Annotated in this window: 8 protein-coding genes; 6 read left to right on the top strand and 2 right to left on the bottom strand. The window is 67.3% G+C overall.

Annotation, left to right across the window (positions count from 1 at the left end):
• Positions 1-4: 4 nt before the first annotated feature.
• Positions 5-841, bottom strand: coding sequence for a hypothetical protein (locus tag ACWDR4_RS11020; RefSeq protein WP_450406740.1), 837 nt, complete (start codon positions 839-841; stop codon positions 5-7).
• A 20-nt stretch (positions 842-861) separates the two neighbouring features.
• Positions 862-1,152 (bottom strand): hypothetical protein, encoded by a 291-nt coding sequence (locus tag ACWDR4_RS11015; protein WP_330287994.1) that lies wholly within the window; start codon positions 1,150-1,152, stop codon positions 862-864.
• 285 nt (positions 1,153-1,437) lie between these two features.
• Between ACWDR4_RS11015 and ACWDR4_RS11010 the strand changes: the two genes are divergently transcribed.
• The 6 genes from ACWDR4_RS11010 to ACWDR4_RS10985 all read left to right on the top strand — a co-directional run bounded on the left by ACWDR4_RS11010 (position 1,438) and on the right by ACWDR4_RS10985 (position 11,235).
• Positions 1,438-3,699, top strand: coding sequence for an ABC transporter family substrate-binding protein (locus ACWDR4_RS11010; protein WP_450406737.1), 2,262 nt, complete (start codon positions 1,438-1,440; stop codon positions 3,697-3,699).
• Between the two features lie 147 nt (positions 3,700-3,846).
• Positions 3,847-5,754 (top strand): translational GTPase TypA, encoded by a 1,908-nt coding sequence (gene typA, locus ACWDR4_RS11005; protein WP_450406735.1) that lies wholly within the window; start codon positions 3,847-3,849, stop codon positions 5,752-5,754.
• A 372-nt stretch (positions 5,755-6,126) separates the two neighbouring features.
• Complete coding sequence (locus ACWDR4_RS11000) at positions 6,127-7,176, top strand: ABC transporter permease (RefSeq protein ID WP_450406734.1); 1,050 nt, start codon at positions 6,127-6,129, stop codon at positions 7,174-7,176.
• Positions 7,177-7,275: 99 nt separating this feature from the next.
• On the top strand, positions 7,276-9,069 hold the full coding sequence (locus tag ACWDR4_RS10995) for an ABC transporter substrate-binding protein (protein WP_450406732.1): 1,794 nt from the start codon (positions 7,276-7,278) through the stop codon (positions 9,067-9,069).
• A 110-nt stretch (positions 9,070-9,179) separates the two neighbouring features.
• Complete coding sequence (locus ACWDR4_RS10990) at positions 9,180-10,157, top strand: ABC transporter permease (RefSeq protein ID WP_450406730.1); 978 nt, start codon at positions 9,180-9,182, stop codon at positions 10,155-10,157.
• A 16-nt stretch (positions 10,158-10,173) separates the two neighbouring features.
• Positions 10,174-11,235, top strand: coding sequence for an ABC transporter ATP-binding protein (locus ACWDR4_RS10985; protein WP_450406728.1), 1,062 nt, complete (start codon positions 10,174-10,176; stop codon positions 11,233-11,235).
• Positions 11,236-11,239: the final 4 nt, after the last annotated feature.

Here is an 11,239-nt window from a genome sequence, read left to right as displayed (position 1 = left end):
TCCTCTAGAAGATGGTCGGATCATCGAAAGCGCCGGAGGCGACCAGGTACACGTAGAAGTCGGCGAGCCCGACGCTCACCAACGACGCCCAGGCGAGCTGCATGTGACGGGCGTTCAGCTTCCCGACCCACTGCCAGGCGCGGTAGCGCACGGGGTGCTTGGAGAAGTGCTTGAGCTTGCCGCCGACGATGTGCCGGCAGGAGTGGCAGGAGAGCGTGTACGCCCAGATCAGCGTGATGTTGAGCAGGAAGACCAGGGTGCCGAGGCCCATGTGGCCCCAGTTGTAGTGCTCGTCGCGGAAGGCCAGGACCGTGTCGTAGGTGAGGATCCCGGCGACCACGAGGGCCGCGTAGAAGAAGTACCGGTGCATGTTCTGGAAGACCAGCGGGAAGCGGGTCTCGCCGGTGTACTTCTTGTGCGGCTCGGCCACCGCGCAGGCGGGCGGGGAGGCCCAGAAGCCCCGGTAGTAGGCCTTGCGGTAGTAGTAGCAGGTCAGGCGGAAGCCCAGCGGGAAGACCAGGATGATGATCGCGGGGGAGATGCCCCACCAACTGCCGAAGAGGTCGGCGTTGGGGCCGCCCCGCATGGGCGCGCAGTTGTCCGCCAGACAGGGCGAGTAGAACGGCGAGACGTACGGGGCCGCGTAGTAGTCGGCGTTCGCGAACGCCCGCCAGGTCGAGTACACGATGAACGCCAGCAGACCGGCGGCCGTGGCGGCGGGCGCCAGCCACCAGCGGTCGGTCCGCAGATGCGGGGCGTCGATGGCGGCGCGCGTACGGGTCCGTACGCCGCCGCTCTTCGGATGGGGGTCCGTATCCGGTGGTTCGGTACCAGTGGCCAAGGAGAGCTCCGGTCGGATTCTCAGGGGGCGTGCCGGTCGCGGGCGCCGAGACCTTCGTCGTCCGAGTCCGTCCACAGCGTGTTGTCGTACGGGGTGTCGGAGATGGACACGAGGTCGGGGCGCCGGGGCTCTGCGAGCCCGGGGGCGGCCTCGCGGAGCAGCGCGAGGCTTTCGCGCAGGTGGTTGGCGTCGCTGCGGAGGCGGCGCAGTTCCAGGCCGCCTTTGCCGATCTGCTGCTCCAGACGGCCCATCGAACGGAACAGGTCGTCGAGGCAGCGCTGGATGGATGTCAGTTCGTCGTTCACGGACATGACGTGACCTCACTTCGTAGGCCAGGGGCCTTGGACGGCAACGTTCATGCGCCTGCGAGTGTTGCGCGTCACACCTGTCGGTGGGAAGGGATGTGCACCGATTGGCCGAGGCGTACGGGTGCATCCCGGGGTGCGCTGCGCCGCACGGGTGGGCTTCCAGGCTGTCGTCGCCGTGTCGCGGTCCGTTGCCGAACCCTTTCCTCTTCAGTGGCCGGATACATGCGATCAGCTCCATATACCGCCAAAAGTGATCATAACGCCCGAGGCCTCCGGAGGTAAGCAGAGATGTCCCACCACGGCGTCGGACTGCGCGCGGTCACGCGCTCGGTCGCCTTTCTCACCGCCGGCGTGCTCGCCGTGCCCCTGCTCACCGCGTGCGGCGGTGACGAGGACGGGGCGAGCAAGCCGCTCGCCGGGCAGGACATCGCCCCCGCCGCCCGCGCCCTGCTCGCCGACGGCGGCACTCTGCGCTGGGCCGTGGACTCCGTACCGGAGACCCTCAACACCTTCCAGGCGGACGCCGACGCGACGACCACCCGGATCGCGCAGGCCGTGCTGCCGTCGATGTACCGGCTCGACGCGAACGGGCGGCCGGTGCGCAACGCCGACTTCCTGGAGTCCGCGAAGGTCGTCGACACCGAGCCCCGCCAGGTGGTCCTCTACAAGCTGCACCAGCAGGCCGTCTGGAGCGACGGCCGGGAGATCGGCGCCGCCGACTTCGCCGCCCAGTGGCGTGCCCTGTCCGGCAAGGACTCCGCGTACTGGACCGCCCGCAACGCCGGGTACGACCGCATCGAGAAGGTGCAGCGCGGGGCGAACGACCTTGAGGTCAAGGTGACCTTCAGCCGCCCGTACGCCGACTGGAAGTCGCTCTTCTCGCCGCTGTACCCCAAGGAGGTCATGGGCACCCCGGACTCCTTCAACGACGGGGCCCGGCGCAAGCTCAAGGTCACCGCGGGGCCGTTCCACCTCAAGAAGATCGCCAAGGCGGACGGTGACGTCGTCCTCGTCCGCAGCCCGCGCTGGTGGGGGCGTACCCCCCGGCTCGACGGCATCGTGCTGCACGCCGTACCGCGTGACAAGCGCGCCGAGGCGCTCGCCGCGGGCAAGGTCGACGTCGCCGAGATCGACCCCGGCGAGGCCGAGCGCATCGTGCTCGCCGCGCGCGGCAAGTCGACCCCGCTCCAGGGGCCCGGCGCCGCGCGCACCCCGGCCCGCGCCCTGCGGTCCTGGGCCATCGCGCACGGCTCCGACGAGGAGGCCGCCGACGCGGAGACCGTCGCCCGGAGCGCGCAGCGCGAGGCGGACGCCAAGTACCGGGAGCAGCAGCAGTCGCTCAGCGGGTTCGAGGTGCGCAAGTCCCTCGAACCCGCCTACACCCAGCTCGCCCTCAACGGCGCCGACGGCCCCCTCGCCGACGAGCGGGTGCGCCGCGCCGTCGCCCGTGCGCTGGACCGGGAGGCGCTGGCCGGTCTCGTACTCAAGCCGCTGGGGCTGCCCGCCGTGCCGGTCGGCAGTCATCTCGCGCTCTCCGGACAGGCCGCCTACGCCGACAACAGCGGCGCGCTCGGCGGCCAGGACACCGACGAGGCCGAGGCGCTGCTCGCCGACGCCGGCTGGGTCCAGGGCGGCCCGCTCGGCAAGCCGAAGAAGAAGGACGGCGAGAAGGTCGCCGGGGGTGAGGGGAAGAAGGCCGGCGGTGAGTCCGCTTCTCCCTCCGCCTCCCCGAAGGCCAGTGAGAGCACCAGTGACGAGGACGGGAACTACGTCGTCGGCGACGACGACAAGCCGTACGGCGAGCCCGTCCGTGAGGATCACCAGGACCCCCGGGACCATCAGGACGGGTCGGGGAAGAAGAACCTCGCCCAGGACGGCAAGCAGTCCCTCCACAAGCACCCGGACCAGGGCGGTGCGCCCGCCGGTGCCTACGCGCCCAAGGGCACTCCCGCTCCCGCCGGGGCCGCCGCTGCCGGGGCGCTCGCCAAGGACGGCAAGCCGCTGACCCTGCGGTTCGTGCTGCCCTCGGGGCCGGGCTCCGCCACGCTGCGGGCCGTGGGCGAGCGGATCACGCGGATGCTGGACCGGGTCGGCATCCGTACCGCCGTCACCAAGGTGTCCGACGACAGCTACTTCAAGGACCACATCGCCTCCGGGCAGTACGACCTGGCCCTGTACTCGTGGCCCGCGTCCGCCTTCCCCGCCACCGACGCCCGGCCCATCTACGCCAAGCCCGTGCCCGCCGCCGACGGGTCGCTCAACGTCGAGCAGAACTACACCCGCGTCGGCACCGACCAGGTGGACCAGCTCTTCGACCAGGCCATCGCCACCCTCGACGAGGGCAGGTCGGCCTCGCTGGTGCGGAAGGCCGACGCCCGGATCTGGGCGGCCGGCGGGTCCATCCCTCTCTTCCAGCGGCCCCAGCTCCTGGCCGTGAAGAAGAACGTCGCCAACCTGGGCGCCTTCGGTTTCCAGACGCCTCTCTACGAGGACATGGGCTTCCTGAAGAAGGGCGTCACGCCGGGCAGCAAGGCCTCGCCCCGACCGTGACGGTCGCCTCACCCGGACGGCCCGGCGAGCCCCCGCGCTCCCGGGCCCGTACGATGGGGTAAGGCCGTGGCATGTTCAGCCCGGCAGGGTCCGCGTAACACAGACGTACGCGCAGGCCATCCACTCAAGCCGGGAGTACGCCGCAATATGGCCACGCGCCACGACATCCGCAACGTCGCCATCGTCGCCCACGTCGACCACGGGAAGACGACACTGGTCGACGCCATGCTGAAGCAGGCCGGTGCCTTCGCCGCGCACGCCGCCGAGTCGCTCGACGACCGCATGATGGACTCGAACGACCTGGAGCGTGAGAAGGGCATCACGATCCTCGCCAAGAACACGGCGGTGAAGTACCACCCGAAGGACGGGGGGGACGTCATCACCATCAACATCATCGACACCCCGGGCCACGCCGACTTCGGCGGCGAGGTCGAGCGCGGTCTGTCGATGGTGGACGCCGTCGTTCTGCTCGTCGACGCCTCCGAGGGGCCGTTGCCGCAGACCCGGTTCGTGCTGCGCAAGGCGCTCCAGCAGCGTCTGCCGGTCATCCTCTGCATCAACAAGACCGACCGCCCGGACTCCCGGATCGACGAGGTCGTCAACGAGACGTACGACCTGTTCCTGGACCTGGACGCGGACGAGGAGCAGATCGAGTTCCCCATCGTCTACGCGTGTGCGCGTGACGGTGTCGCCTCGCTGACCAAGCCGGCGGACGGCACCGTCCCGGCCGACAGCAACAGCCTGGAGCCGTTCTTCTCCACGATCCTGTCGCACGTCCCGGCCCCGCAGTTCGACGAGGCCGCTCCGCTCCAGGCGCACGTCACCAACCTGGACGCCGACAACTTCCTCGGCCGTATCGCGCTGCTTCGCGTCGAGCAGGGCGAGCTGCGCAAGGGCCAGACCGTCACGTGGATCAAGCGTGACGGCACGATGTCCAACGTCCGCATCACCGAGCTGATGATGACCGAGGCGCTCACCCGCAGGCCCGCCGAGATGGCCGGCCCGGGTGACATCTGTGCCGTCGCCGGTATCCCGGACATCATGATCGGTGAGACCCTCGCCGACCCCGAGAACCCGATCGCGCTGCCGCTCATCACGGTCGACGAGCCGGCGATCTCCATGACCATCGGCACGAACACCTCGCCGATGGTCGGCCGTGGCGGCACCGGCAAGGGCGCAGAGAACAAGGCCGTGGTCAAGGACCGCAAGGTCACCGCCCGGCAGGTCAAGGACCGCCTCGACCGCGAGCTGGTCGGTAACGTCTCGCTGCGCGTCCTCGACACCGAGCGTCCCGACGCCTGGGAGGTCCAGGGCCGTGGTGAGCTGGCGCTCGCCATCCTGGTCGAGCAGATGCGCCGCGAGGGCTTCGAGCTGACCATCGGCAAGCCGCAGGTGGTCACGCAGGAGATCGACGGCAAGATCCACGAGCCCGTCGAGCGCATGACGATCGACGTGCCCGAGGAGCACATGGGCCCGGTCACGCAGCTCATGGGCGTCCGCAAGGGCCGGATGGACAACATGTCCAACCACGGCTCGGGCTGGGTCCGGATGGAGTTCGTCGTGCCCTCTCGCGGGCTCATCGGCTTCCGTACGGAGTTCCTGACCGGCACGCGCGGCACCGGTATCGCGCACTCCATCCACGAGGGCCACGAGCCCTGGTTCGGTGTGCTGGCGACCCGTAACAACGGTTCGCTGGTCGCCGACCGGGCCGGCGCCGTCACCGCGTTCGCGATGACGAACCTCCAGGAGCGCGGTGTGCTGTTCACCGACCCCGGCACCGAGGTGTACGAGGGCATGATCGTCGGCGAGAACTCGCGCTCCGACGACATGGACGTGAACATCACCAAGGAGAAGAAGCTCACGAACATGCGGTCGTCCTCGGCCGACTCGTTCGAGGCGATCGTCCCGCCGCGCAAGCTCTCCCTGGAGCAGTCCCTGGAGTTCTGCCGCGACGACGAGTGTGTCGAGGTCACCCCGGAGGCGGTTCGCATCCGCAAGGTGAACCTGGACGCCCGCGAGCGCGCCCGCTCCGCGAGCCGCGCCAAGCACGGCTGACACTGTTTCACCGGTCCCGGTTCCCGTCATGACGACCATGACGGGAACCGGGCTTTCGGCATGCCCGCAGGGGTTACTGTCTGATGGCTGTGCACCGATGTTCGGATACCGGTGAACCAACGATCAAGTTTCGGACATGTAAACAGAAATCCATCCCCGTATGTCCGTTTGGTCGATTTTCCGTTATGCGTGTCAAGCGCGCGCAGGTGTCAATCTTTGCAATTTTTGCTCAAAATTTCGACGGTAGGGAGATCCCTATGCCTTCCGGCCTTGACGCGCGTTGACTTACTTGGCGAAAGTTCCCCCAAACCACAGAACCCGCCGGTATCTGTGCTGCGCTCAACTCTCCAACCCCCCGGGGGAAGAACACACATGACCAGTCCAGCCAAGGCTGAAGGCTCCGGGCCCTCGATCGCCTTGGACCCCGAGCTCGACACGAACCCCGAGCCCGTCAAGGGCGAGCAGAGTCTCGAGGGTCGTTCCCCCGGGCAGTTGATGTGGCAGCGCTTCAAGCGTGACCGTACCGGTGTCATCTGCGCTTGCGTAGTCATTTTCTACTTCGTCATCGCACTGGCGGCCCCGCTGCTCACCAAGATCAGCGGGACGAACCCCTACACGCTGTACGGCCAGGACCCCACGTACGCGGACAGTAGTCCCGTCCTGGACGAGTTCGGGCTGCCTCTCGGCTACTTCGGCGGTGTCTCGGGGACCCACTGGTTCGGTGTGGAGCCGCAGCTGGGCCGTGACGTCTTCGCCATGCTGATGTACGGCATGCGCACCTCGCTGTTCATGGCGGTGGGCGTGACCGTGCTGGTCATGATCACGGGCATCCTCATCGGTCTGATCGGCGGCTACGTCGGCGGTCGTACCGACTACTGGATCGGCCGGGTCACGGACTTCTTCCTCTCTTTCCCCTCACAGTTGTTCTTCATCGCGTTCATGCCCGTCGTGACCGCGTTCTTCGTGGACCCGCGGGAGGAAACCCCCACGTACCTCCGCGCGGTGGCCATGCTGATCGTGCTGTGGGTGCTGGGCTGGATGGGCATGGCCCGTCTGATCCGCTCCACGGTGCTGTCCCTGCGCGACCGTGAGTTCGTGGAGGCGGCGAAGGTCTCGGGTGCCTCTCCGTGGCGGATCATCCGCAAGGAGATCCTGCCCAACGTGGTCTCGCCGATCCTGGTGCAGTTCACGTACCAGCTGCCCAGCACGATTCTCACCATCGCGTTCCTGTCCTTCGCGGGCGTCGGCTTCGTCGAGCCGACTCCCGACTGGGGGCGCCTGTTCGCCGCCGGTGCCAAGTACGCGGAGCCCGATCCGTCCTTCATGTTCTTCCCGGGCCTGGCGCTGGTGATCTTCATCCTGTGCTTCAACCTCCTCGGAGACTCCGTACGGGATGCGTTCGACCCCAAGTCCGGGCGCTGAACCGTCCATTGGTGGGGGGTGACTGCCGCCCCCGCGTGGCCTGTCGGTCACGTCAGGCAGTACTCATGGATAACAACTGACAGGTAGGTATTCGCCAAAATGAAGTCGCTCAATTCGCGCAGAACGCGGGCCATCGTGGTCGCCATCGCGGCCGGCTCGCTCGCGCTCACTGGTTGCTCCGAGAACAAGGGCAGCAACTCCGGCAAGGACTCCAAGAAGGACCAGGCCGAGGCCGCCGAGCAGTCGAAGGCGGTCGTCTACGGCGACGCAGCCGCGTCGACCGGCCCCGCCGAGGAGGTCGCCGGCGCCAAGAGCGGCGGTACCGTCCAGGTTTTCCAGGAGTCGGGCCTCACTCACCTGGACCCGGGCCAGATCTACGTCTCGGACGCCGGCCAGGTCGCCAACCTGCTCTACCGCGGCCTGACCAACTTCGAGGAGGACGGCAAGGGCAACGTCTCGGTCGTCGGTGACCTCGCGACCGACTCGGGCACGTCATCGGACGGTGGCAAGACCTGGACCTACACGCTGAAGGACGGCGTCAAGGACCAGAACGGCAACGTCATCACGTCCGCCGACATCCGTCACACCGTCGAGCGTCAGTACGCCGATTTCATCTTCGACGGCCCGACCTACCTGCAGACCTGGCTGAGCGGCCCGAAGTACCGCGACGCGCTGAAGGACGGCGGCTTCGGCTCCAAGCACCTGCCGTCCACGGTCCTGGACACCCCGGACGCCAAGACGGTCGTCTTCCACTTCGACACGGCGCGTCCGGACCTTCCGCAGACGCTGGCCATGCCGGGCTACTCGGTCGTCCCCGAGAAGACCGACACGAAGGCGAAGTACGACGCGGCCCCGGTCTCGACCGGCCCGTACAAGATCGCCGAGTACAAGGTCGGCAAGTCCATGAAGCTCGTCAAGAACGAGAACTGGGACCCGAAGACCGACTCCGTGCGCCACCAGTACGTGGACGGCTTCAACTTCGACTTCGGTGTCACCGAGTCGACGCAGACCAGCCGTCTGATCGCCGACCAGGGCGACTCCAAGAACGCCATCCAGCTCACCGGTGGCGTCGAGGCGACCCAGATCCAGAAGGTCATCGGCGACGCGGCCGTCAACAAGCGCACGATCAAGGGCTACCAGCCCTACGTCATGACGCTGACGTTCAACCTGGACCGGGTGAAGAACAAGGCCGTCCGTGACGCGATCACCTACGGCATCAACTCCAAGTCGCTCATCGCCGGCGAGGGTGGCGCCTACGGTGGCGACGCGGCCCCGAACCTGTTCGCCCCGACCCTGCCGGGCTACGAGGCCGCGTACGACCCGTACGGTCGTCTGAAGACGCCGGCGGGCAACATCGCGAAGGCCAAGGAGCTCCTGAAGGACGTTCCGGCCGCCGAGAAGAAGCTCGTCTACGCGTACTCCAACAGCGAGGCCGGCCAGAAGCGCAAGGTCGCCATCGAGGACGCGCTGACGAAGATCGGCATCGACGTCGTCGCCAAGGAAGTCGACTCCGCGAGCTACTACGAGCAGATCGGCAAGGTCAAGAACCCGTACGACATGTACGTCACGGGCTGGGGCCAGGACTGGCCGTCGCCGGGCACGGTCATCACGCCCATCTACGACGGTGACCAGGTCGCCGACGGGTCCTCGAACTACTCGCACATCAACGACCCGAAGGTCCAGGAGCTCATCAAGAAGGCCCTGACCCAGGAGCCGACCGAGGCTGCCGTGACCTGGAAGGAAGCGCAGCACTACATCCTGGAGAAGGTCAACCCCTCCGCTCCGCTCTGGTACACCAAGCAGTTCCAGCTCTACGGTTCGAACATCGGCGGTGCCCGCTACAGCACCGAGTCGAGCTACATCGACATCACCCGGCTGTTCCTGAAGTCGTAACTCTCTACGGCTGACCGCGGGGGTGCGCACCAGGCGGAGCGCACCCCCGCGGTTCCGCGAACCCGTCCCAACACGTCTCCGCACGTCTCCGCAGAGAGCAGCCCCCCGCCATGTTTCAGTTCATCCTCCGGCGCACGGTCGGTGCCGTCGTCACCCTGTTCCTGATCGGCGCCGCCACGTTCTTCCTGTTCGTCGCAGCGCCCTCCGACTACGCCTCACTGGCCTGTGGCAAGGACTGCTCGCCCGCGAGACTCGATGACATCCGTACCGCCCTTGGGCTGAACCTGCCCATCGCGCAGCAGTTCTGGGACTTCATGTCCGGCATCGTGACCGGCCGTGACTTCCCGCAGGGCCACTGCAGCGCACCCTGCCTCGGACAGTCGTTCTACTACAACGACATGGTCTGGAACCTCATCAAGGACCGCTTCCCGCTGACCCTGTCGCTGACGATCGGCGCGCTGGTCGTCTTCCTGGTCGTGGGTCTTGGCGCGGGCATGCTCTCCGCCTACAAGCGCGGCTCCCTGGTGGACAAGGTCTCCACCGGCGCGTCCATGGTGCTCAGCTCGTTCCAGATCTACTTCCTCGGACCGATCGCGCTGATCATCTTCGTCTACAGCACCGGCTGGATGGAAGACCCCAAGTACGTGCCGTTCACCGAGGACCCGGTCGGCTGGCTCGTCGGACTGTCCATCCCGATGGTCGTCATGGCCACCATCTTCACCGCGCAGTACACGCGTATGGCGCGCGCCTCGATGATCGAGCAGCTCGCGGAGGAACACGTCCGCACCGCTCGGGCCAAGGGCATGTCACAGAAGTACGTCTTCTTCCGCTACGCCTGGCGCGGTTCGCTGATCCCGATCGTCACCGTGCTCGGCATCGACATCAGCGCCCTGCTCGGCGGTGGTGTTGTCACCGAACTGACCTTCTCCCTCCAGGGAATCGGCCGCCTCGCCGTGGACGGCGCGGTCACCAAGGACCTCCCGCTGACGATGGGCATCATGCTGTTCGGGGCCTTCTTCATCCTGATCCTGAACATCCTTACCGACATCGTGTACGCCTATATCGACCCGCGCGTCCGGCTCTCCTAGGAAGAAACGAACCACCGTGACCACACTGACCAAGCCCGAGGGCGCACCGGCCCCGACCGGTCCGGACAGCTTCCTCTCGGTCCGCGATCTCAAGGTGCAGTTCTCCACCGAGGACGGCATCGTCAAGGCGGTCGACGGGCTCTCCTTCGACGTCGAGCGCGGCAAGACCCTCGGCATCGTGGGCGAGTCCGGATCGGGCAAGTCCGTCACGAACCTGACGATCCTCGGCCTGCACAACCCCCGGACCAGCACTGTCGACGGCGAGATCGTCCTCGACGGCAAGGAGCTCGTCACCGCCACGGAGAAGGAGCTCGAGCAGCTCCGCGGCAACAAGATGGCGATGATCTTCCAGGACCCGCTGACCGCGCTCTCCCCGTACTACACGGTGGGCCGCCAGCTGTCCGAGCCGTTCATGAAGCACACCGGCGCCTCCAAGAAGGAGGCCAAGGTCCGGGCCGTGCAGATGCTGGAGAAGGTCGGCATCCCGCAGCCCAAGACGCGCTTCGACGACTATCCGCACCAGTTCTCCGGCGGTATGCGCCAGCGCGCGATGATCGCCATGTCGCTGATGTGCGACCCCGACCTGCTGATCGCCGACGAGCCCACCACCGCGCTGGATGTGACGGTGCAGGCCCAGATCCTGGACCTGCTCAAGGACCTCCAGCAGGAGTTCGGCTCCGCGATCATCTTCATCACGCACGACCTCGGCGTCATCTCGACCATGGCCGACGACCTGCTGGTGATGTACGCGGGCCGGGCCGTGGAGCGCGGCAGCGTGAAGGAAGTGCTCCGCACGCCGAAGCACCCGTACACCTGGGGTCTGCTCAGTTCCATGCCGCGCCTGGACGGCGACATCAACGAGGCCCTGACGCCGATCCCCGGCTCGCCGCCCTCGCTGCTGAACCCGCCCTCGGGCTGCCCCTTCCACCCGCGCTGCGCCTTCACCGGCGAGGTGTCGGGCACCCTCTGCACCGACGTACGGCCGCCGCTGGCGGACGGGCGCGCCTCCGCGTGCCATCTGTCGGCGGAGCAGAAGCAGACCATCTTCATCGACAAGATCCAGCCCCGGCTGCGCTAGGGAG

It is taken from the genome of Streptomyces sp. NPDC000878 (genome assembly GCF_053599695.1).
Note: the sequence above shows the minus strand (reverse complement) of the source record. Positions and strands in the feature narration are given on the sequence as shown.